This is a genomic window from Paenisporosarcina macmurdoensis (genome assembly GCF_042658845.1).
Taxonomy (GTDB): domain Bacteria; phylum Bacillota; class Bacilli; order Bacillales_A; family Planococcaceae; genus Paenisporosarcina; species Paenisporosarcina macmurdoensis.
The window spans coordinates 37,407-61,088 of record NZ_JBHSRI010000007.1; the positions used below are offsets into that span (position 1 = coordinate 37,407).

Annotated in this window: 22 protein-coding genes and 1 other annotated feature; of the genes, 19 read left to right on the plus strand and 3 right to left on the minus strand. The window is 37.6% G+C overall.

All coding sequences use genetic code 11. The features are described from left to right. Window positions 1-26 precede the first annotated feature (26 nt). From ACFPYN_RS06765 to ACFPYN_RS06780, 4 genes are all read left to right on the plus strand, one after another. Entirely contained in the window at window positions 27-794 is a 768-nt protein-coding gene (locus tag ACFPYN_RS06765; protein WP_377733221.1) for a 3-hydroxybutyrate dehydrogenase, read from the plus strand. A gap of 44 nt (window positions 795-838) precedes the next feature. Beyond that, window positions 839-1,057: a binding site (T-box leader), on the plus strand. 128 nt (window positions 1,058-1,185) lie between these two features. Further along, on the plus strand, window positions 1,186-3,600 hold the full coding sequence (gene leuS / locus ACFPYN_RS06770) for a leucine--tRNA ligase (protein ID WP_377733222.1): 2,415 nt from the start codon (window positions 1,186-1,188) through the stop codon (window positions 3,598-3,600). Further along, window positions 3,600-3,767: a hypothetical protein gene (locus ACFPYN_RS06775; protein WP_377733223.1), complete on the plus strand. Its 168-nt coding sequence runs from the start codon at window positions 3,600-3,602 to the stop codon at window positions 3,765-3,767. Before leuS ends, ACFPYN_RS06775 begins: the two co-directional genes overlap by 1 nt. 481 nt (window positions 3,768-4,248) lie before the next feature. Further along, window positions 4,249-6,261, plus strand: coding sequence for a bifunctional diguanylate cyclase/phosphohydrolase (locus ACFPYN_RS06780; RefSeq protein ID WP_377733224.1), 2,013 nt, complete (start codon window positions 4,249-4,251; stop codon window positions 6,259-6,261). 175 nt (window positions 6,262-6,436) lie between these two features. Here ACFPYN_RS06780 and ACFPYN_RS06785 read toward each other — a convergent pair whose 3' ends face one another. After that, entirely contained in the window at window positions 6,437-7,723 is a 1,287-nt protein-coding gene (locus ACFPYN_RS06785; RefSeq protein ID WP_377733225.1) for a BaiN/RdsA family NAD(P)/FAD-dependent oxidoreductase, read from the minus strand. Between the two features lie 108 nt (window positions 7,724-7,831). Between ACFPYN_RS06785 and ACFPYN_RS06790 the strand changes: the two genes are divergently transcribed. Both ACFPYN_RS06790 and ACFPYN_RS06795 read left to right on the plus strand, forming a co-directional pair. After that, window positions 7,832-9,442, plus strand: a complete 1,611-nt coding sequence (locus ACFPYN_RS06790; protein WP_377733226.1) for a putative polysaccharide biosynthesis protein — start codon at window positions 7,832-7,834, stop codon at window positions 9,440-9,442. A gap of 13 nt (window positions 9,443-9,455) precedes the next feature. Continuing rightward, complete coding sequence (locus ACFPYN_RS06795; protein ID WP_377733227.1) at window positions 9,456-10,169, plus strand: pseudouridine synthase; 714 nt, start codon at window positions 9,456-9,458, stop codon at window positions 10,167-10,169. Between the two features lie 43 nt (window positions 10,170-10,212). Here the strand turns inward: ACFPYN_RS06795 and ACFPYN_RS06800 are convergent, their stop codons facing one another. Further along, entirely contained in the window at window positions 10,213-10,434 is a 222-nt protein-coding gene (locus ACFPYN_RS06800) for a DeoR family transcriptional regulator (protein ID WP_108587446.1), read from the minus strand. Between the two features lie 346 nt (window positions 10,435-10,780). On the opposite strand from ACFPYN_RS06800, the gene pepV reads away from it, so the two are divergent. The 6 genes from pepV (at window position 10,781) to ACFPYN_RS06830 (ending at window position 16,308) form a co-directional block, all read left to right on the plus strand. Beyond that, window positions 10,781-12,175: a dipeptidase PepV gene (pepV, locus tag ACFPYN_RS06805; protein ID WP_377733364.1), complete on the plus strand. Its 1,395-nt coding sequence runs from the start codon at window positions 10,781-10,783 to the stop codon at window positions 12,173-12,175. A gap of 15 nt (window positions 12,176-12,190) precedes the next feature. Continuing rightward, window positions 12,191-13,042: a D-amino-acid transaminase gene (dat, locus tag ACFPYN_RS06810; protein WP_377733228.1), complete on the plus strand. Its 852-nt coding sequence runs from the start codon at window positions 12,191-12,193 to the stop codon at window positions 13,040-13,042. An 85-nt stretch (window positions 13,043-13,127) separates the two neighbouring features. Beyond that, a complete protein-coding gene (gene thpR, locus ACFPYN_RS06815; RefSeq protein WP_377733229.1) occupies window positions 13,128-13,679 on the plus strand; it encodes an RNA 2',3'-cyclic phosphodiesterase in 552 nt (183 codons plus the stop codon). Further along, complete coding sequence (locus tag ACFPYN_RS06820; protein ID WP_377733230.1) at window positions 13,676-14,602, plus strand: diacylglycerol/lipid kinase family protein; 927 nt, start codon at window positions 13,676-13,678, stop codon at window positions 14,600-14,602. Before thpR ends, ACFPYN_RS06820 begins: the two co-directional genes overlap by 4 nt. Before the next feature lie 63 nt (window positions 14,603-14,665). After that, the gene (gene trmB / locus ACFPYN_RS06825) at window positions 14,666-15,313 is read left to right on the plus strand and encodes a tRNA (guanosine(46)-N7)-methyltransferase TrmB (RefSeq protein ID WP_377733231.1); all 648 of its coding nucleotides are present in this window, start codon (window positions 14,666-14,668) and stop codon (window positions 15,311-15,313) included. 146 nt (window positions 15,314-15,459) lie between these two features. Then, on the plus strand, window positions 15,460-16,308 hold the full coding sequence (locus tag ACFPYN_RS06830) for a YtnP family quorum-quenching lactonase (RefSeq protein WP_377733232.1): 849 nt from the start codon (window positions 15,460-15,462) through the stop codon (window positions 16,306-16,308). Between the two features lie 101 nt (window positions 16,309-16,409). Here the strand turns inward: ACFPYN_RS06830 and ACFPYN_RS06835 are convergent, their stop codons facing one another. After that, window positions 16,410-16,724, minus strand: coding sequence for a hypothetical protein (locus tag ACFPYN_RS06835; RefSeq protein ID WP_377733233.1), 315 nt, complete (start codon window positions 16,722-16,724; stop codon window positions 16,410-16,412). Between the two features lie 166 nt (window positions 16,725-16,890). Between ACFPYN_RS06835 and ACFPYN_RS06840 the strand changes: the two genes are divergently transcribed. The 7 genes from ACFPYN_RS06840 (at window position 16,891) to ACFPYN_RS06870 (ending at window position 23,646) form a co-directional block, all read left to right on the plus strand. Beyond that, the gene (locus tag ACFPYN_RS06840; RefSeq protein WP_377733234.1) at window positions 16,891-17,964 is read left to right on the plus strand and encodes a M42 family metallopeptidase; all 1,074 of its coding nucleotides are present in this window, start codon (window positions 16,891-16,893) and stop codon (window positions 17,962-17,964) included. Between the two features lie 175 nt (window positions 17,965-18,139). After that, entirely contained in the window at window positions 18,140-18,661 is a 522-nt protein-coding gene (locus tag ACFPYN_RS06845; protein ID WP_377733235.1) for a DUF84 family protein, read from the plus strand. Between the two features lie 74 nt (window positions 18,662-18,735). After that, the gene (locus ACFPYN_RS06850; RefSeq protein WP_377733236.1) at window positions 18,736-19,254 is read left to right on the plus strand and encodes a hypothetical protein; all 519 of its coding nucleotides are present in this window, start codon (window positions 18,736-18,738) and stop codon (window positions 19,252-19,254) included. A gap of 13 nt (window positions 19,255-19,267) precedes the next feature. Beyond that, the gene (locus tag ACFPYN_RS06855; protein ID WP_377733237.1) at window positions 19,268-19,582 is read left to right on the plus strand and encodes a thioredoxin family protein; all 315 of its coding nucleotides are present in this window, start codon (window positions 19,268-19,270) and stop codon (window positions 19,580-19,582) included. 77 nt (window positions 19,583-19,659) lie between these two features. Beyond that, a complete protein-coding gene (locus tag ACFPYN_RS06860; protein ID WP_377733238.1) occupies window positions 19,660-20,475 on the plus strand; it encodes a DUF1444 family protein in 816 nt (271 codons plus the stop codon). Beyond that, entirely contained in the window at window positions 20,472-21,077 is a 606-nt protein-coding gene (gene ytpR / locus ACFPYN_RS06865) for a YtpR family tRNA-binding protein (protein ID WP_377733239.1), read from the plus strand. Before ACFPYN_RS06860 ends, ytpR begins: the two co-directional genes overlap by 4 nt. Before the next feature lie 115 nt (window positions 21,078-21,192). Continuing rightward, window positions 21,193-23,646 carry a DNA translocase FtsK gene (locus ACFPYN_RS06870; protein ID WP_377733240.1) on the plus strand — a complete coding sequence of 818 codons (2,454 nt, stop codon included), beginning with the start codon at window positions 21,193-21,195 and terminating at the stop codon, window positions 23,644-23,646. The last annotated feature ends 36 nt before the right edge of the window (window positions 23,647-23,682 follow it).

Genomic DNA, 23,682 nt, shown 5'->3' on the forward strand with positions numbered 1-23,682 from the left:
GGCTGATTTTTTTGGAGGGACATATAATGGTAAAAGACAAAGTATTATTTATTACAGGTGCTGCTCAAGGAATTGGTTTTGAAATTGCTCGTGAGTTCTCACTTGCAGGAGCAAAAGTAGTGTTGACCGATTTGAATGAAGACAAAGTAAAAGAAGCAGCTGCTTCACTTGGATCAAATGCAATTGGCTTGAAATGTGATGTAACAATTGAAGCGGATATTGAAAAAACAATTGATCAGACAATTGCTCATTTTGGTCAACTAGATATTTTAATAAATAATGCTGGTATGCAACATGTTGCAATGTTGGAAGATTTTCCAACGGCACGTTTTGAACTGTTAGTAAAAATCATGCTAACTGCTCCATTTATCGCCACGAAAAATGTATTGCCACATATGCGAAAACAAGGATTTGGCCGTATTATTAATATGGCGTCTATTAACGGATTAGTTGGATTCGCAGGAAAAGCAGCGTATAACTCAGCTAAGCATGGTGTTATTGGTTTAACAAAAGTAGCAGCACTTGAGACAGCGGCTGATGGTATTACCGTAAATGCGATTTGCCCAGGATATGTTGATACTCCATTAGTGCGTAATCAACTGCAAGATTTAGCCATTACGCGTAATGTACCACTAGAATCTGTGCTAGAAGATGTGATTTATCCATTGGTTCCTCAAAAGCGTTTACTAGATGTTAAAGAGATTGCTGATTTAGCAATGTTCCTTTCTAGTGAATCGGCAAAAGGGATGACGGGTCAGGCCGTTGTTCTAGATGGCGGTTATACCGTTCAATAATTCTTGTGCTTTTTGAAAACTTCGATTACAATGAAAAATAATAGTGTAAGACTGTGAAAAGGATTAGTACATAATCTTGTGTTTCAAGAGAGCCGACGGATGGTGCAAGTCGGTAACACAACTTATCGAACTCGCCTTGGAGTCTGCAATGGTGAAGTAGTAGTAACCGGTGCCGTTTTCCGCGTTAAGGAAGCAAGTTGAGCAATTTATTTTGCTAATTTGGGTGGTACCGCGGGAGCAAATAGTTAACTCTCGTCCCTTAGTCTTTTGACTAATGGACGAGAGTTTTTTTTATTGCTCTAATCAGGAATACATTTGTAGAAAATCAGTAACACCAACTTACACCACTGAGATTTAGTTATCGTCTTTTTATCAAAAGGAGGAAAAAATTATGAATTTTAATCATCAACAAATTGAGAAAAAATGGCAAAAGAGTTGGGAACAAAACAAAACATTTAAAACAGGGGAAGATTCGTCTAAACCGAACTTCTATGCACTTGACATGTTTCCATTCCCATCTGGGGCAGGACTGCATGTAGGACATCCTGAAGGTTACACTGCTACCGATATTTTAAGCCGTTTTAAACGGATGCAAGGATACAATGTATTACATCCTATGGGTTGGGACGCATTCGGATTACCAGCAGAACAATACGCACTTGACACGGGGAACGATCCAGCAGAATTTACTGCTAAAAACATTGCGACATTTAAACGTCAAATCCAAGACCTTGGATTTTCATATGATTGGGAACGTGAAATCAATACAACGGATCCTTCTTATTACAAATGGACACAATGGATTTTCATACAGCTTCATAAAAGAGGCTTAGCCTATGTTGATGAAGTGGCTGTCAACTGGTGTCCTGCACTTGGAACAGTTCTTGCAAACGAAGAAGTCATAGACGGTAAGTCTGAACGTGGCGGACATCCTGTTGAAAGACGTCCAATGAAGCAATGGATGCTAAGAATTACAGCGTATGCAGACCGTTTAATAGCAGATTTGGATGATTTGGATTGGCCAGAAAGCATTAAAGATATGCAACGTAACTGGGTAGGTCGCTCAGAAGGTGCCGAACTTACATTTAAGGTGGAAGGCACTGAACACTCATTCAAAGCATTCACAACACGTCCAGATACAATCTTTGGTGCTACGTATGCAGTACTTGCACCTGAACATTCTTTAGTAAAAGAACTTACATCTGAAGATAAGCGTAAAGATGTTGCGAGCTATATCGAATCAGTGAAGTTGAAAAGTGACTTGGAACGTACAGATTTAGCTAAATCTAAAACAGGTGTTTTTACAGGAGCCTACGCAATAAATCCAGTAAGTGGCGAGAAAATGCCAATTTGGATTGCAGACTATGTCTTGGCTACATATGGTACTGGAGCAATTATGGCAGTTCCTGCTCATGATGACCGTGACTATGAATTTGCGAAACAATTCGATCTTCCAATTGTTGAAGTAGTTGAAGGCGGAAATATTGAAAAAGAAGCTTACACTGGTGAAGGCAACCATATAAACTCAGATTTCTTAAATGGACTAGATAAAATTCAAGCGATTGAAAAAGCGATTAGTTGGTTTGAAGAAAATGGTACGGGTGAAAAGAAAGTAACGTATCGTCTTCGTGACTGGTTATTTAGCCGTCAACGTTATTGGGGAGAACCAATTCCAATTATTCACTGGGAAGATGGCACGATTACGGCAATTGATGAAGCTGAACTTCCATTAATATTGCCGACAGCTACAGACATCAAACCAAGTGGAACGGGAGAATCACCATTAGCGAAAATTGAAGAATGGGTTAGTGTAGTTGATCCGCAAACAGGTATGAAAGGTCGTCGCGAAACCAATACCATGCCAAACTGGGCAGGTAGTTGTTGGTATTATCTTCGTTACATCGATCCGAATAACGATCAAGCGATTGCAGATCCTGAGTTAATCAAGCGTTGGTTACCGGTTGATATTTATATTGGGGGAGCAGAACACGCGGTATTGCACTTGCTGTATGCTCGTTTCTGGCACAAAGTATTGTATGACATTGGAGTTGTTCCAACAAAAGAGCCATTCCAAAAATTATTTAACCAAGGGATGATCTTGGGGGAGAACAACGAAAAAATGTCTAAATCAAAAGGCAATGTTGTCAATCCTGACGACATCGTGGCAAGCCATGGAGCTGATACTCTTCGTTTATATGAAATGTTTATGGGACCACTTGACGCTTCAATCGCATGGTCAGAAAATGGTCTAGATGGTGCACGTCGATTCTTGGATCGCATTTGGCGCTTGTTCATGAATGAAGACGGTTCGGTCAGCAGCAAAATTGTGGCTGCAAACGATGGCAAACTTGAAAAAGTGTATCATCAAACAGTGAAAAAAGTGACAGAAGACTATGAAGGAATTCGTTTTAATACGGCGATTTCACAAATGATGGTCTTTATCAATGAAGCCTATAAAGCACCACAATTACCTGTTGAATATGCTAAAGGATTTGTTCAAATCCTAGCTCCACTAGCTCCTCATTTGGCAGAAGAACTGTGGGAAAAACTCGGCGCAACAGAAACCATTTCTTATGTGGCATGGCCAACATTTGATGAATCTAAATTAGTTGAAAATGAAATTGAAATGGCGATTCAGTTCAATGGAAAAGTTCGAACTAAAATTATTGTAAGTAAAGATTTTTCAAAAGATGAATTAGAAAAAGCTGTACTTGCAGATTCTCGTGTTATCGAAATACTTGAAGGTAAAGACATTAAAAAAGTAATTGCCATCCCAGGTAAATTAGTAAATATCGTGGTCGGCTAATGGAACCCATATATATAGTTGTCTTATTGATCTTAGTCGCGTTTTCTTGGAAACTATTTACGATTTTACGTCACCCAGAAATATCAAGACCCAATAAACGAATGGCTATAAGTGTATTTGTCATTTCAGTCATTTCATTCGCCATTGCCTTATATTTTGCGGGATAACGTATGTCATTATTACTTTGGCTTTCGAGTCATTAATAGACAGATAAGTGAGCAAGCAGGTTTTTGTTTTGTTTACTTGCAGATATACCTTGGTGCAACTTAACCTAAAGAACTAAATAAGCGAGAGGAGGCCAGTGCCTTCTCTCGCTTATTTGTATTCAGGCAAGCCTGTAACGTAGGTAAATTATATAACGTCTGCAAATGATATTTTCAACAATAAAAAATTATAGTTTGAGAGTATTTATGATTATAAAAATAAGGAAAATAAGGTATAGTTAAAATATTAAAAATGAGGCAAAAGAACTAATGAAAACAAGAGTTTTAGTAAGTGTGGTTTTTTGGTAAGTAGAAGTTCCTGGTTTAAGCATTTTCACGATTAAAAGCCATGTAGCAAGGGTTTCTAAAAGAAGTTACTTCAGAGGAGTCCATTAATAATGAGTTTGAAAATGTGGAGAAGACAAAATATGGAGGGTAGAGCTATATGTCAAAAGAATTTCACTTACAAACCGAAAAGATTACAGATATTAAAGCAGATGCTATTGCAAATAAAAAGATGTACCTACATAACGATGTGGAAGAGAAACAGGCTGAAGAGCTAATCAATGTTAATAAGGAGCTCGTTTTTCAAACCACAGAAAAAGATAAACGTGAAGCTGAGTTAATCATTGCAAATAAAGAGCTAGTCTTTCAAACAGCAGAGAAAGCTGACCGTGCCGCAGAGCTAGTCAATGCGAATAAAGAACTTGTCTTTCAAAACAAAGAGAAAGATAAACGTGCGGCGGAGTTAGTCATTGCGAATAAAGAACTTGTCTTCCAATCAGAAGAAAAAGCAGACCGTGCCGCAGAGTTAGTCATTGCGAATAAAGAGCTTGTCTTTCAATCGGAAGAAAAGGCAGACCGTGCCGCAGAATTAGTCATAGCGAATAAAGAACTTGTCTTTCAATCCGAAGAAAAAGCAAACCGTGCTGCAGAGCTAGTTATCGCAAATAAAGAGCTTGTCTTTCAAAATGAAGAGAAAGATAAACGTGCCGCAGAATTAGTCATAGCGAATAAAGAGCTTGCCTTTCAAACTGGAGAAAAAGCAGACCGCGCTGCAGAGTTAGTCATTGCAAATAAAGAGCTTGCCTTTCAAAACGAAGAGAAAGATAAGCTTGCCGCTGAATTAGTCCTTGCGAATAAAGAACTTCTCTTTCAAAACAAAGAGAAAGATAAACGTGCTGCAGAGTTAGACATTGCCAATAAAGAGCTTATCTTTCAAAATGAAGAGAAGGCAAATCGTGCCGCAGAGTTAGTCTTAGCGAATAAAGAGCTGGTCTTTCAAACTGGAGAGAAAGCAGACCGTGCCGCAGAGTTAGTTATTGCGAATAAAGAACTGGTCTTTCAAAATGAAGAGAAAGATAAACGTGCCGCAGAGTTAAATATAGCGAATGAAGAGCTTGCCTTTCAAAATGAAGAAGTTTTATATCTTAGCTACCATGATCAATTAACAGGGTTATATAATAGAAGATTTTACGAAATCGAGTTAAAGAGGCTTGAATCTACAAAAGACCTCCCTTTGACTATGATAATGGGAGATGTAAATGGGTTAAAGCTAATCAATGATTCTTTTGGACATGCCATGGGTGATGAATTGCTGAAAAAAGTGGCAGATGTCATTAAAAAAAGCTGCAGGGCTGATGATATCATTTTCAGGAGCGGTGGAGATGAGTTTGTTATTCTATTACCTAAAACGGATGCTTTTGAAGCAGAGATAATTACCAAACGTATTAGTGAACTTGCATTACTAGAAAAAGTGGGCTCAATTGATATCTCAATTTCATTTGGTTATGAAACTAAGAATAATGAGGAAGATAATATTCAAGACGTGTTCAAAAAAGCAGAAGAAAATATGTATAAAAATAAGCTTTTTGAAAGTCTGAGTATGAGGAAAAAGACAGTTGATTTGATTATTAAGACGCTTCATGAAAAAAACAAAAGGTTGGAAGAACACTCTCAAAGAGTTTCCAAACTATGCGGAAGAATGGGGCAAGTTCTTGGATTGTTTGAATATCAAATTAAGGAACTCAAAACAGCAGGATTACTTCACGATATAGGTAAAATAGCTATAAATGAAAATATACTCAATAAGCCAGGTAAACTTACTGATAATGAATGGAAAGAAATTAAGCGCCATTCAGAAATAGGCTATAGAATTCTCATTACAGATTCGGATATGTCTAAAATGGCAGAGTATGTATTAGCTCATCATGAAAGATGGGATGGGAAAGGTTATCCTAGGGGCTTAAAAGAGAAAGAAATTCCTTATGAGTCAAGAATTATAGCAATCGCAGATGCCTATGATGCGATGATCAGTGAAAGGACATATTGTGATGCTCTGTCACAGGAAGATGCAATATTAGAACTGCAAAAAAATGCAGGCATTCAATTTGATCCGGAATTAGTAAGCTTATTTATTGCAGAGGCTTTGGGGACTAACAGAAAAATAGTTGAATAGCGTTTAAAAGATAAAAAGTGGTTTATTTACTACCATCTAATAAACGTAATGACCTGTCTTAACCTAGAAAAGGAGCGAAGTGACAAAAAGTCACTTCGCTCCTTTCCTCAATCTCTAGTTTATGGTGTAGCAGGTAATAGTCCTAACTTGACCAAAAACCGACATGCTGCTTAAATCAATACTCCACCGGTTCATAAGGGATAGTTTTTGCATGCAGTGCAGCGCTCATACCAGCGATTTTACCTGTTACGAGTGCAGAAGTAATATTGTACCCACCCGTATAGCCATGAATATCTAGGATTTCGCCACAGAAATACAAGCCTGGTTTTTTCTTAGAAGCCATTGTTTTAGGTTCGATTTCTTTTACTGAAACACCACCACCGGTTACAAAGGCTTTTTCAATGGGTTGTGTGCCATTTACTTTCATTGTAAAGGAAACTAATAATCCCGCTAATACACGAACTTTTTCATTTGATAAATTAGCGCCAATTTCATTTGGTTCGATGCCAGCTCGGTTTAGTAGAAATAGTAACCAGCGCTCGGGAGCTATACCTTTCCAAACATTTTTTACTGATTTTTTTGCATCGTCTTTCATTAGCTTAACTAACATTTGAAAAGCAGATTCGGCGTTGTCATTTGGTAAGGCGTTAATCACCATATCTACTGGCTTAGAGCCGTTTTTCATACGTTCTTTGACTACATACTGACTGCAGCGTAAAATCGCAGGACCACTCAGCCCGAAATGGGTAAATAGCATGTCCATTTGATGAGTGATGAGGACTTTTCCTTTTTTGTTTAAAACAGAGACCGCTACATCACGTAGAGCCAAACCTTGAAGTTCTGTCGATCGAATAAATTGTTCATCTGATAATAAAGGAACTTCAGTTGGATACAAAGTCGTGACCGTGTGACCTGCTCGCTCAGCCCACGGGTATCCGTCACCTGTTGAGCCAGTTTGAGGTACCGCTTTCCCACCAACCGCTAGAACAACTGACTTACTCAGTAACTCTTCACCATTTTTTAGCTTCACACCTAGAATTTTTTCATCATTCATCAGAAGTTTCGCAACTGGACGTTCAAAGAGAACATCTACATGTAACTTATCCAATTGACGAATCAATGTATCCACGACATCTTGTGCACGATTTGAGACAGGGAACATACGACCATGGTCTTCTTCTTTTAATTCAACACCAAGTCCTTCAAAGAAGGTAATAATATCTTCGTTATTAAAAACGGAGAAGGGACTATATAAAAATCGACCATTTCCGGGAATGTGTTTGACGATTTCTTCTTGAGTTAAGCGATTCGTTACATTACATCTTCCGCCACCCGAAATGGCTAATTTCTTCCCAAGTTTTTTTCCTTTTTCTAAAAGTAATACTTTCTTGCCAATTTCTCCAGCAGCAATAGCTGCCATTAATCCAGAGGGACCGCCTCCGACAATAATCACATCATACATGTATATACACACTTTCTCTTTTTTCTTTATTATAAACTATTTGTGGTTTTGATGTTCGAGAGGTAAAATATCCTGTAGGCTAAAATTTTAGAAGTCAGGAAGTTAAACATGTCAAATACGTTATTTAAAGGAACGGCCATTCTAACACTTGGCTTATTTCTATCAAAAATACTTGGTGTCATCTATGTCATCCCCTTTTATGCAATGGTGGGTGAAGATAATATTGGTCTATACCAATATGCATATATTCCATATAACTTGATGTTAGCTGTTGCCATTTCAGGAGCTCCATTAGCTTTCTCGAAATATGTTTCTAAATACAATTCATTAGGCGATTATGAAACCGGTAGAAGACTTTTGAAATCGGGTCTTGGAGCCATGATTGTTACTGGATTCGTATCATTTCTATTCTTATATTTGTTTGCGGATGTTTTAGCTAACATCACAATAAGAGACGACGACAAGTTTCATTCTGTCGAAGATGTAGCATCTGTAATTAGATGGGTCAGTTTCGCACTAATTGTGGTACCTTTCATGAGCTTACTCCGAGGATTTTTCCAGGGATATAGTTTTATGATGCCTACTGCAATATCACAGTTAATCGAACAAATTGTTCGTATTTTGTTCTTATTAGTTGGGGCATACTTAGTATTAAATGTCTTTGATGGAACAACTAAAGATGCAATTGAGGTAGCGGTGTTATCCGCTTTTGTTGGTGCACTAGGCGGTTTAATTGTGCTGTTTTATTATTGGCGCAAAAAGAAACCTGAATATAACCTTTTATTAGAAGGATCAACGACATATCACAATGTTAAATTGTCAGATATGTATAAAGAGATTCTTGTATATGCTGTACCTGTAGTGTTTTTAGGTGTTGCGAACCCTTTATTTCAATTTGTTGATATGTTAACTTTTAATCGGGCAATGAGCGGCTCAGAAAATGCAGCTGTTTCTGGTACTTACTTAGGGATGTTGAATTTTCAAACGCATAAGTTGGTCATGATACCTGTTATGTTAGCAACGGGATTCTCGATGGCGTTAATACCTTTAGTTACAAAATACTTTACGCTAAATGAACATACACAATTATCTAATACACTCGATAAAACGTTCCAAGTGCTCTATTTTTTAACACTTCCTGCTGTAGTAGGAATGACTGTGTTGGCAAATGAGCTCTATCATTTATTCTATAGTCCAAGTGTAGTAGGTTCAGATATTCTAGCTCATTATCTTCCGGTTGCGATTTTGTTCAGTCTATTTCCTGTTACTGCTGCTATCTTGCAAGGTATTAACCAACAGAAATGGATCATTCTAAACTTACTTGTTGGGCTATTAATTAAGCTGGCTTTAAATATTCCTTTAATTGCACTTTGGGAAACAAATGGTGCCATAGCAGCAACTGTCATTGGATATAGTGTTGCCATATTTATGAACCTAGCGGTATTAGTTAGAACTCAAGATTACCGTTCAAAACTATTAGTACGCAGAATTATTTTAATTACAGTAATGAATGTTGTGATGTTGATAGTGGCGGCAATCGCACGCTTGGTCGTCATTCAAATCATGCCAGCTGAGTCGAAATTCGGAGCCATGTTCATCATTTTAATTGTTGGAAGTATCGGTGGTCTAGCTTATGGGGCATTAGCGCTTCGTTTAGGAATTGCTCAAAAGTTATTTGGTGAACGTTTAACGAAATATACGAAAAAATTTGGTTTGTAGAGGCGGTTGTTTTGTGAGATTAGATAAACTACTTTCTAATATGGGTTTTGGTTCAAGGAAAGAAGTAAAAATTTTGGTGAAATCAAAAGCAGTAGAAGTGAATGGATTGGTCGCGAAAGAGGTATCCATGCATGTTGACACAGATGCTGATGAAGTTTTAGTTTTGGGTGAAAAAGTGGTGTATGCAGAATTTATTTACTTAATGATGAATAAACCGCCTGGTGTCATTTCAGCAACGGAAGATAAACACGATAAAACCGTGATTGATATACTGGATCCTTTAGCTCAACATTTTAAGCCGTTTCCAGTGGGACGATTAGACAAAGACACGGAAGGCTTGTTAATTTTAACGAATGATGGGCACTTAACACATCAATTATTATCACCAAAAAAACATGTACCCAAATTATATTTCGCTGTTATTGAAGGCATCGTAACTGAAGATGATGTGATGAAATTTAAAGAAGGAGTCACACTCGAAGACGGTTATTTCACTAAACCTGGGGAACTGACAATCCTATCAAGTGGAGAAATTTCTGAAATTGAATTATCCATTATGGAAGGGAAGTTCCACCAAGTGAAGCGAATGTTTGCATCTGTAGGGAAAAAAGTGACCTATTTAAAACGCTTGCGTATGGGTGCACTTCAATTAGATGAAACATTGGAGCTTGGTGATTACCGACATTTAACAGCAGAAGAATTAGAGGCATTACAGCAAAAAGAATGACCGAGAGTTTTCGGTCATTCTTTTTTGTCTTATGAAAAAATTTCTAAGATGTCATTCTTACGCGCTTGCTCGTCGTTGTCCAACTGCCTCGACTTGGACTGCTGACCAAATCATTAAAGGCTAACACGTTCAAATCTCTTTGAACGGTGCGAGGAGTGATGCCAAATTCATCGACTAAATCTTGTGTCGTGACTATCCCGTGATCTCGGATGTACATATAGACATCTTTAATACGATTAAGCATCCGATCAGTAGTTGGTTTCATGTGTGGAACCACTCCTTCATCTTATAATCTCTTGGCAAAGACTAGCGGACGACAATGAGTCAATACTGACTCTTATGTGTGAATAGAGTGCCGTAGACAGCCCCTTTTCTAATTGTTCATCAGACTACTGTTGTCTGACAATTCAATTATAAAATAAGTTGGGCTATTTTTCTAGCATAATATCTTAATTTTACAGAGACTTTACAATTAGCCGGGATAAAAACGAACGAAGAAAGGATAATTATATATATTGTTCGTTTACTGAAAAAATGCATTTGACCCCTATGATTTTTGGGTGAAAGGTGTAGAATAGCTTTAAGAAAGTGGCAGGAGGAATTTAAGCGTGATTAATTGGATGGAACAAGCGAAAAAAAAGCAAAATGAACTGATAACAGAATTGCAACAACTTATTCAAATTCCAAGCGTACTGGATGAGGAACAATCGTCAAGTGCGCAGCCGTTTGGACCCGAGCCACTTAAAGCGTTAGAGTGGATGCTTCAAAAAGGGCAGGAAGCTGGAATGACGGTTAAAAATGTAGATCAAATGGCCGGCCATATTGAAATGGGAGAAGGAGAAGAACTTCTTGGTATTTTAGGTCATGTTGATGTGGTGCCTGCTGGAAAAGGATGGACATTCCCACCTTTTGAAGGACAAATTAATAATGATCGCTTATATGGCAGAGGTGCTATAGACGATAAAGGACCAACAATGGCAGCTTGGATGGCCATGAAACTAGTAAAAGAAGCGGGAATTCCTTTAAACAAACGAGTGCGATTAATTATTGGGACAGATGAAGAGAGCGGTTTTCGTTGTGTGGATCGCTATTTTGAAAAAGAAGAAATGCCTCATATCGGTTTTGCTCCAGATGCTGATTTCCCGATTATTAATGCAGAAAAAGGCATTGCAACCTTACAATTTACGACCTCTAAACTGGATACAGATGAACAACTTCACTCATTCCAAGCAGGCACCCGTACCAATATGGTTCCTGATTTAGCAACAGCTGTTATTCGTGTGAAACATGAGACAATTGAAAAGGAATTTGATCTATTTAAGAAACAGCACGATTTGCAAGGCTCATTGGAAATCGAAGAAAATCGCATTGTACTAACAGTAGAAGGAAAGTCCGCTCATGCGATGGAACCAAATGATGGTGTGAATGCAGGAGTTTATTTAGCTGAATTCTTAAAAGATATTGTAACAACATCAGGTTCAAAAACATTTGTTGATTTTATTTCTACTTCTTTCCTAAACGACTCAAGAGGACACGCATTTGCTCTAAATTATCAGGATGAAATGTCCGGTGATACTACGTTGAACGCAGGTATTCTTGCATTTGATCCATCACTTGGTGGAACAGTAGATGTAAGCTTACGGTACTCGGTATCATATGATTTTGATCGTAACTTAACAAAGTGTCAGGCGCTATTAAAAGAAAAGGCTATTGCTGTCGATGTGGTATCAAATTCAAAACCACATTACATTGAAGAATCTGATGAGCTAATCCAAAGTTTGTCTCGTGTGTATGAGCGTCAAACAGGCGAAAAGGCAACTCTGCTGTCAATTGGTGGCGGAACATATGCACGTGTGCTTAATAAAGGAGTAGCATTCGGAATGTTGTTTCCAGGGGAAAAAGATGTGGCCCATCAAGTAGATGAATTTGTTGATATTCCAAATTTAATCAAAGCAGTGGCGATATACGCAGATGCGATTTGCGAACTTGCTTCAAATCAATCATAGAAAGAGGGATTATCAATGACATGGGTTTTGTGGAATGATCGACTAGTAAAAGATGAAGATATTCATTTGTCAAAAGAAGACCGTGGGTATCAATTTGGAGACGGTATTTATGAAGTCATTCGTATTTACGATGGCAGCATGTTTACTGCCACAGAACATATTAATCGATTTTACAACAGTGCAGATCAAATTAAGTTAATCGTACCTTTTACAAAAGATGTTTTTCATAAAATGTTGTACGATCTTATTGAAGCGAATGAAGTAGTTTCTGGTCAAGTGTATGTGCAAATTACTCGCGGAGCTTCTCCACGTCAACATCAGTTCCCCACAAATATGGTAGAGCCTGTTCTAACGGCATACACAAAAGAAGTAGAACGTCCTGTTTCGCAGATGGCAAATGGTGTATCAGCTAAAACTGTTGAGGATATCCGTTGGTTGCGCTGTGATATTAAGAGTTTGAACTTGCTTGGTAATGTAATGGCAAAACAAGAAGCGCATGAAGCAGGTTGCTTCGAAGCTCTGTTACATAGAGGAGATTCAATTACAGAAGGTTCTTCTTCAAATATGTATGGGATTAAAGACGGTGTGCTCTACACGCATCCGGTTACAAATTTAATATTAAATGGCATTACGCGAAGTGTTATTTTAGATTGTTGCAAAGAAATTGGCTTACCAGTAGTGGAAGAGCCCATGTCACTGAAAACCATATTTGCAAATGATGAATTCTTCATGTCTTCCACAACAGCAGAAATTATGCCAATCGTTATGATTGATGGGAAAAAAGTTGCCGAAGGTTTACCTGGTGACTGGACAAAAAAATTACAAACAGCATTAGAAGCAAAAATTCTTCAAGCAGTACATGTATAATTCCGAGCCTCTCTACCCTGGTAGAGGGGTATTTTTTTACCATTACTTGTTGTAAACTGAACGATATAAGTAAGGGGTGTAAGGGGTGCAACATTATTTTATTGGTGTGAAATTACCAGGAGATTTGGCATGCCATCTGGTGGATGTGCGAAAAGAATGGCAATTAGAACAATCACATAAAAGACTGCCAGCTGCTGTGGATTTACATATTACGCTTCTGTATTTAGGGGCAGTTGAAGCTGAGGTATTAAGTGAATTGAAAAGTCAGCTAGATGAACTTTCCGTTGCTGTTCCCGAAATGGATATCACCTTAACGGGGGTGTCAACATTTGGGAACCCATTAACACCTAGAGTGATTTACGCGTCAATTGAAGATCAAGCAAATTTGCACAAATTACAAAGCTCCATTTTAGAAAAATGCCAAAAACTTTTATTGCAAGTAGATCTAAAACCGTTTGTTCCACATATTACACTTGCAAAAAAATGGAGTGGACACCAAGCTGTTTTTTCAAAAGAAATGCATATCGAGAGAACATCATTCACGATGAGGGATTTTTCTATTTACTCAATTAACCCTGGGGAAGTGCCATCATATAAAGCAATTCATACTATTTATTTGAAGGACCTAACTACATGAAAACGACAATCATTGTAAATCCCACAGCTGGAAACGGAAAATCACTAAAGCGTTGGGAGAAATTCAAGGGAAAATTAGATTTCACATACGACCTGCACATGACATCAAGCCCAAAACATGCGACAGCTCTTGCAAGTGAATGCGTGCAAGATGGAGAGTCTCAGTTGCTAATTGCGTTTGGAGGGGACGGTACAGCTCATGAAGTAATTGAAGGTGTCCTCGATTGTCCAAATTGCATCGTGGGTGTTATTGGTGCTGGTTCAGCCAACGACTTTGGTCGAGGGTTTCCATCTTTTCAACATCCAGAAGAAGTAAATAAATATGTCCATTCTCTCGGGAACTCCAATGAAATGGATATAGGCTATGTCGTGACTCAACATCAACACTTTACCTTTGTGAATAATGCCGGGATTGGTTTTGATGCCTATGTCGCATATCAAGTAAACAAATCTAAAGTCAAAAAGATGTTGAACAAATTCAGTTTAGGCAAATTAGCTTATACATATTTTGTAATGAAAACGCTGGTAACGTTTAAGCATTTTACGTTAACGGTAGAATGTCCTACACATAGTCAAACTTTCGAAAAAGTATGGTTCGCGACCATAAGCAATCAGCCTTATTTTGGAGGCGGAATGAAAATTTCTCCACAGTCTAATCCGGCCGATGGGGAAATTGAAATTACATTGGTTCATCATTTATCACGAATTAAACTATTGTTGCTTTTCGCATCGGTGTTCTTTGGCAAACATACTTCATTTAAAGAAGTGCATCAAATGTCATCTACTACGTTTAAATTAACTACGAATGAATCCGTCTATCGTCACACTGATGGGGAGTATGCAAATCAAACATCTCCACATATAGCGGATGAATTCACAGTTCAATCGAAGAAGTGGAAGATTGCAAGTATAATAGCACCTTGACGATATCTAGTAATTCCTTGATAATATAAAGTCGAAAGCATGTATGAAAGTAGGAATAAAAGAATGAGATTACGTAATAAACCATGGGCAGAAGATTTTATTAATGCACACCCACATATCGTCATTCCAAATCCAGAAGATTTTAAAGGAAATTGGAATGCAGTATTTAATAATGACAATCCTCTTCACATTGAAGTGGGAACGGGTCGAGGTCAATTTATAACAGGAATGGCAAAAGCTAATCCTAAGATCAACTATATTGGAATCGAGTTGTATGATAGTGTCATCGTTTCAGCTCTAGAAAATGCGATTGAAGCTGGTACTTTGCCCAACTTAAAACTCATTAAAATAAACGGTGAACATTCAGCGAGATTCTTCCAAAAGAATGATGTAAGTCGAGTTTATCTAAATTTTTCGGATCCATGGCCTAAAGATCGACACGCAAAAAGACGGTTATCACATGAAAACTTCTTAAAACTATATGAAGCATTTTTAATTGATAATGGCGAAGTTCATTTTAAGACAGATAACCGCGAACTTTTCGAATTTTCTTTAGTAAGCATGTCTCAATATGGTATGTTGTTGAAATATGTCTCACTTGATTTGCATGTGAATATGCCTGAAGATAACATCATGACGGAATATGAAGAGAAATTTTCTTCAAAAGGACATCCTATTTATCGTTTAGAGTCACAATTCTTAACCAAATAATCTGCTAATATTACGGAAATGTAATTCAATGCAGACACAGTAATTTTTCAGTGCAAGTCAATAAAATAGCAATGCGCCACTCAATCAAGAGATTGTCGTGGCGTTTTTTGTTACACTAAAAATACGATAAAGGGGGAGGGTTCATTATGGATCAATATAAATTTCACGAAATGACTATAACTTGGTTAAACGGTGGTTTCACTAAATTAGATGGTGGTTCAATGTTTGGTGTTGTACCAAAAGGATTGTGGTCAAAAAGATACCCAGTGAATGAATTAAATCAAATCGACTTAAGTACTGACCCGATGTTAATTCAATTTCAAGGAAAAACTCTTTTAATCGATTCAGGTGTGGGAAATAAAATGGACCAAAGACAGCTGAGAAATAACGGAGTAAGTGCACAATCTCAACTCGAGGATTCTTTAGCTTCTTTAGGGTTACTTGCAGAAGATATAGACTACGTTCTTATGACACATATGCACGCGGATCATGCGAGTGGTTTGACGAAGTTGGAGAATGAACAATATGTTTCGACGTTCCCAAATGCTAAAATTCATCTCTCTTCTACCGAATGGAATGAATTGCGTCAACCAAATATTCGTTCACGAAATACATATTGGAAAGAAAATTGGGAAGCGATTCAATCACAAGTGGAAATATTTGAAAATGAACTTGAAGTGACGCCAGGTATTCGAATGATTCACACAGGAGGACATAGTGATGGTCACAGTATTATTAAGCTAGAACAGAATGGTGATACAATCATTCATATGGCTGATATAATGCCGACTCATGCACATCAAAACCCACTTTGGGTATTAGCTTACGACGACTACCCAATGACTTCTGTTTTTGCTAAAGAAAAAATAATGGCTGAAGCATTAGCGAACGGTTATTCATTTATTTTCTACCATGACGCTTATTTCCGTTTAATAAAATGGAATGAAACAGGGAAAGAAATCGTAGAGCAACTTAAACGTACGAGCAATGAATGACTTTGCAATGGTTTAAGTTGTCGAGCTAGTGAGAAGACTTTATCTAATAACCTAAAGTTAGCAACAAAAAAGCGATCCCTTTATCTGGGATCGCTTTCACTTTATAGTTTTATTAAATCAACAACTGTACCTGTTCGTGAATCTGCAAAAAATTCGAATTGTTCAAACTCACCTTCACGTACTCGAGAAATACCACCACGGTAAACATCTGTAGAAACCGCTTGACGATTAAAAGGTTCTGTTTTCATATATATCCAAGACCCATCAATCGGTCCTTCTTCTTTAAACGATTGTTTAATGCCATGTAAAACAAGTTCAGCTGGTTTTGTTGGTTCGATTCTATGAGCGACTTCGCGAATTAAAAATCCTGCCGCAACACCCGTAGAAAAACCAATGAGTAAATCTCTCTTCTTCATGAACATACCTCCTAATGCATCAGTTTTTTTCAGTTTATCATAATTTGTACCCATAAACAGAGTTTAGCTTGCACATTAATAATTCGGTTCACGAAACAAAAGGTGGAAATGTTCTGAAAAATCAACTACAATATTAGATAATGTAAGTACATAGGGGGATTAGACTTTGAACTCAGAAACACTACAATTATTTAAAACACTAACTGAACTGCCTGGAGCTCCTGGTAATGAACATGCTATGCGTAAGTTTATGAGAAGTGAACTAGAAAAATACTCTGATGAAATCGTTCAAGACCATTTAGGTGGGATTTTTGGATTAAAAAAAGGGGACGAACAGGGTCCTCGCATCATGGTAGCTGGTCATATGGATGAAGTAGGTTTTATGGTGACACAAATCACTGAAAACGGAATGATCCGATTCCAACCTTTAGGTGGATGGTGGAGCCAAGTATTACTTGCCCAACGTGTGGAAATCATTACGAACAATGGTCCGGTTATTGGAGTTATAGGTTCGATCCCACCACATTTACTGAGCGATGAAGTACGCAATAAACCAATGGACATTAAAAATATGTTAATCGATATCGGTGCAGATGATTTAGAAGATGCTATTAAAATCGGCATTCAACCTGGCCAACAAATTGTGCCAATCTGCCCTTTTACACCCATGGCAAATAACAAAAAAATCTTAGCAAAAGCATGGGATAATCGTTATGGATGTGGCCTTGCCATCGAGTTACTAAAAGAACTAAAAGATGAAAAATTGCCGAACACTTTGTATTCAGGTGCCAATGTAATGGAAGAAGTAGGCTTAAGAGGCGCACAAACAGCGGCAACATTAATAAAGCCTGATTTGTTCTTCGCTTTGGATGCGAGCCCTGCAAATGATATGTCTGGTTCCAAGACAGAGTTTGGTCAGCTTGGAAAAGGCACATTACTACGCATTTTCGATCGTTCCATGATTACACATCGTGGTATGCGTGAATTTGTTTTAGATACAGCTGAAACTCATAATATTCCGTATCAATATTTCATTTCACAAGGTGGAACGGACGCTGGTCGAGTTCACATGTCAAATGAAGGCGTACCAAGTGCGGTTGTCGGAATTTGTTCTCGATACATTCACACAGCTGGCTCAATCATCCATACAGATGACTATGCGGCAGCGAAAGAATTAATTATTAAATTAGTGCGTTCTGCTGATAAAACAACTCTTGAAACCATTCGTCAAAACGTTTAAAAAAGGTGCCTGAAAAGGCGCTTTTTTTGTGAGAAGCGATAGTGGAGATTGGTTTCGACCACTTATTGCAGGTTTGCATTCATTCGCGTGGAGGAGTACAAGATTGCTCTGGAGAAAGAAAGAGCATTCCGAATTTAAGGGTCTGTTCCGCATCAAAGCATAAGGGGTTGTAAATATGAAAATAGCCATCGGAACAAAAAATCAAGCGAAAAATAAAGCAGTGCAAAGTATATGTTTACAACTTTTGAAAGATCCTGTCTTCATCTCCCTTGATGTACAATCTAATGTATCTGAACAACCTTTTGGTGATGAAGAAACTTTGCAAGGTGCACTAAATAGGGCTAAGCAAGCTTGCAAAGAGGAACAAGTTCATATGGCATTCGGACTCGAGGGTGGAGTTAAAGAATTAAATGGCCAGCTTTTCATTTGCAACTGGGGGGTTCTTCAAACAGAAGCAGGTGAGCAATATTTAGCTGGCGGTGCTCAACTTCCTTTACCACGAGAAGTGGCCCTTGCAGTTCGAAGTGGTGAAGAACTTGGACCCGTAATGGAACGCTATACAAATCAAACAGGTATTAGACATAATGAAGGGGCAGTCGGAGTTTTTACAAGTAATATCGTCAAGCGAGCAGACATGTTTGAACACATTGTTAAACTTTTACTAGGTCAATACTTTAAAGACCATCCAAACTGTTAAATGACTTAAGTTGCAACGATGTGGGAACCATATTAAAATAGAATATAGAGCATTTATTGAATGGAGGAAAAAACATGCGACGAAACTGGATGCGAATTGTAATCGCACCCTTATTAGTAGTTACGTTAGCTGCTTGTTCACCTTCTGCGGAAGACCAAACAGGAGAAGGAATTAAAGCTGCAAAGGAAATTTTCCAAGACGAATCAACTAAACCAAATGAGCAAGTAGAAGATGTAAACTTATTTGTTCCAGGCGGTTTTTCTATACAAGAAGATTCCGATGACACAAACATCGTGTTGACGAAGAACAGTGATGCGTATGTTTTATTTATTAATCCAAATGAACAACAAAATAGTCACTTGTTTTATGATTTATTACAGGCTGAGAAAAAAGAGGACAACTATTCATTAGAAACTTTTGAGCAAAATGGTCGCTTTGGATTCATTGCTGTTTTACCATCAGGTGAGGAGCAATTTGAAATCATAGCTAGTATTGGTGGCGTAAAACTAACGACGATTTCTGATGAAGCTAATATTCTAACGAATATAGAACAAATGATGAAGATTGTTCGATCTGTAAAAATAGAGAGTTAAAGGGGAAATTTGTTTGAGAGACATACAATCTGTTGAAGAATTTCAAGCTTTAAAAGTAACAGAAGACGTAGTGTTTTTGTTTACGGCTGCCTGGTGCCCGGATTGTCATTTTATTAATCCATTTATGCCTGAAATTGAACAGAAATTCGAAGCTTTCACTTTCGTATCTGTTAATCGCGATCAATTTATTGACGTATGTGCAGAACATGAAATTTATGGTATACCAAGTTTTCTTGTTTACAAAAACGGTATTGAAGCTGGACGATTTGTCAGCAAAGACCGTAAAACTAAAGAGGAAATCGAAACTTTCTTATCAGAACTTTTATAATAATGATTTTAAAATAAAAATAGAGCGGTTCCGCCTAATTGGTGAGAACCGTTTTCTTTTGTAAAGGACGTGACATGTTGAAACCAAAACAATTGGTGGAACGATTAAAACTAGAATTACCGAATCCCTTTTTTACTTGGCAACATGATCAAAAAACAGATCGTGTGAGACTACATCATACCGAACTAAATAAAGGAATGGAGATCTCACTTCCTGAAATTTTAGCGAAATATGAAGTGACTAAAGATAAAGCCATTCATGCAGTAGTGTATACAATTAGCCAAACGTTTGAGGCGATGGAACAAGAATCCTTAGGTTTAGAGAAATCGACGTCACATATTTTCCCTGTTATCCGTTCTACTTCGTTTCCAATTAAATCAAATGAGGGTCATGATTTTATAGTAACGGACCATACAGCTGAAACACGTATATTCTATGCCTTAGACTTAGGTAATACGTATCGATTATTGGATGTAGACATGTTAGAACAATTGAATATTACAGACTTAGAAGTAAAAGAAGCAGCTAGATTCCAAGTGAAAAAACTTTCAACCGAATTAAAAGAGGATCATGTAGCGGGCAATATCTTCTATTTTCTTAATGCAAACGACGGTTATGATGCAAGTCGTATCTTAAATGAACAATTTTTAAAAGAGATGCGAGTGAAGATTGAAGGGGATATGACATTATCTGTTCCTCATCAAGATGTGTTAATTATTGGAGACATTCGGAATGAAGCGGGATATGATGTTCTTGCGCAATTAACGATGCACTTCTTTACGGTGGGTAAAGTCCCAATTACATCATTATCGTTTATTTATGAAGATGGAGAACTTGAACCTATATTTATTATGGCCAAAAATCGTGTACAAAAGGAGAACAAAGAAAAATGAATATTTTTTACAATGAAAAAGGTGTAGGGGACGTACTTTTAGTCCAACTTACAACAACTAAATTTGAAGAAATTCAAACTGAGTCTAAAGCTGATATTACACTTATCAAAGATGCTAAAACGGGTGAAGTCGGAGCATTTAATGTCTTCAATGCTAGTAAACATTTGGAATTAAAAGAATCAGGTTCTATTGAAGTGACTAAAGAAATCGTGTCATCATTACAAGATTTACTGTCTCAAAACGATTTTGCAGTGAAATTAGAAGTAGACTTTACACCTAAATTTGTTATTGGTTATGTTAGTTCAAAAGAAAAGCATCCAAATGCTGATAAGCTAAACGTTTGCCAAGTTGAAGTTGGCGAAGAAACGCTTCAAATAGTTTGTGGAGCTCCTAACGTAGAAGCGGGTCAAAAAGTAGTAGTAGCTAAGGTTGGAGCAGTTATGCCATCTGGTTTAGTGATTCGACCTGCGGAACTTCGTGGGGTTGCATCAAGTGGAATGATTTGTTCGGCTAAAGAGCTAGCTATACCAAACGCACCAGAGGAAAAAGGGATATTAGTAGTAGAAGAGCATAATGAAATAGGTTCAGCTTTTCAACTTTAATCTAGGTAAAACTCTGCGTATTCATTAATTTGAATACGCAGAGTTTTTTTATAGTATCAAATAGACTAGCAAACCTGTTAAAATAGAAACATTGACACGAAAAGAGGGTTTGCAATTGAATTGGTTTACCAAAGCATTTAAAAAAGTTTTTACTGATGAAGAGCAAGAAATTGAAGAGTACATTGATGAAAATGAATCACCTACATATAAGCAATCTAAAACACCTTTTCGATTTCCATTGATTAGCGATGATGAAAAAGATCGTCTCGGAGAAGAAGATTATTTAAATAATCCCCCAGAAGAAGAATATCGACCATTGTATATGCATAAACAATGGCAAGAACAGCGTCAAAATACAGTTGTACATCAAGCTGCTAAACTGAGTAGTGAATACTCAACTAGGACGAGTGTTAAACCAAGTAGTGAATATTCAACTAGGACGAGTACTAAACCGAGTAGTGAATACTCAACTAGGACAAATGCTAAACCGAGTAGTGAATATTCAACTGGGACAAGCGTTGAACAATTATCAAAGCCATTTAAACGAGATAGTTACCAAGAAGTGAAACCAAGAATAACAAAAATACCTATCCAAAATAAAGTCTTCAAACCAACTGAAGTTCCTTCACCAATTCATGGTTTTAATCGACCAAAGGTAAAGCCGATTGATGAATTATTAGCCAAAAAGAATGCTGAAGAAACCGTGGCTGAAACTGCAGTTACGACCTTAAAACCAATTGAACGTGTACCTTTTAAGGCGACTGAACCAGTCATTATTGCTCCGAGTGAACCAGTAATAATAGAGCAACATACCATAGTAGAAACAAAGGCGATTCAAGAGACACCTGTAAGAGTTGAAGTGCCAATTGAGAAGAACCATATCGTTGAAGAGGTTGAGCCTGTTTCTTTTGTTGAAGTTGAAAAACCAACAACTGAAAAGGGTAAGAAATCACTTCCGTTTAATGTCCTGATGTTAAATTCAGATAAAGAAAAATATCAACAAAAGAAAGTTCAAACGATTACAGCCCCGTCGTTCAAACAAGAACTTCCTGTGAAACCAGTCGTTCAACCAACAGTAGTTACAGAAAAAGAGCAGTCGACTGTTGTGGAGCCCGTGAAAATGGATACTGTAACAGAAGAGCAAGAAAATGCAGCTGGCTATATCTTTCCTAAAGATGATTATTTAGTGCCACCTGAGCAAAAGACTCAAGATTACGAGTGGATGCAAATGCAAGCAGATCGTTTAATTGAAGCTCTCTCTTATTTCCAAGTGAAAGCCGATATTATACAAATGGTTCAAGGCCCTGCTGTGACCCAATTTGAAATGACCGTTGGACAAGGTACGAAAGTTAGTAAAATCCGTAATTTAGCAGACGATTTAAAATTGGCACTTGCAGCAAAAGACATTCGAATTCAAGCACCGATTCCAGGTAAGAGTTCGATAGGCATTGAGATCCCGAATCAAACGTCAAGACCAGTTCGATTATCAGAGGTTGTAGGAAGCGCTAACTTTAAAGACTCTGATTCTCCTCTTGAAGCAGCACTTGGCTTGGATTTAACTGGAAAACCAGTAACCATTGATTTACGCAAAATGCCACATGGCTTAATTGCAGGAGCAACTGGGTCTGGTAAATCTGTATGTATTAATTCAATTCTCATCAGTTTATTGTATAAAGCAACACCGAAAGAATTAAACTTATTATTGATTGACCCTAAAATGGTCGAATTAGCTCCATTTAATCATATTCCTCACCTTGTTAGCCCAGTAATCACTGACGTTAAAGCGGCTACTGCTGCACTTAAATGGGCAGTTGAGGAGATGGAACGTAGGTATCAGCTTTTTGCTCACACGGGTGTGCGTGATATTACTCGATACAATGCAATGGCAGAAGAGAAGAGACAATTTGCTCAGAAGTTGCCATACTTGTTAATTGTCATCGATGAGTTGGCTGACTTAATGATGATGGCACCAACAGAAGTAGAAGAATCTATTTGTAGAATTGCTCAAAAAGCACGTGCATGTGGAATACATTTAGTTGTTGCCACACAGCGACCTTCAGTAGATGTCATAACGGGCCTAATCAAAGCCAATATACCAACACGTATCGCATTTTCTGTATCATCACAAATCGATTCTCGTACCATTCTTGACGTTCAAGGCGCAGAACGATTACTTGGCCGCGGAGATATGTTGTATCAAGGTAACGGCATGTCAGCGCCCATTCGTTTACAAGGAACCTACGTTACTGATGAAGAGATGGATAAAATTATCGAACATGCACGTAGTCAAGGCGAACCTTCTTATTTATTTGAACAAGAAGAACTAGTTCGTCGTTTAGAGGTTGCTGAAGATCAAGATGAGATGTTTGAAGAAGCTTGTCGTTTTATTTTAGAACAAGGCTCAGCTTCGACCTCATTATTACAACGTAAATTCCATATGGGCTATAATCGAGCAGCAAGGTTAGTCGATTTAATGGAACAACATGGCTATGTTTCAGAGTCAAGAGGAAGTAAAGCCAGAGAAGTTTTTATAACGGAAGATGACTTACAACAACTATTTAATGATTAACGGATTTGACTAACAAGTAATTGTGGGAAAAATCGT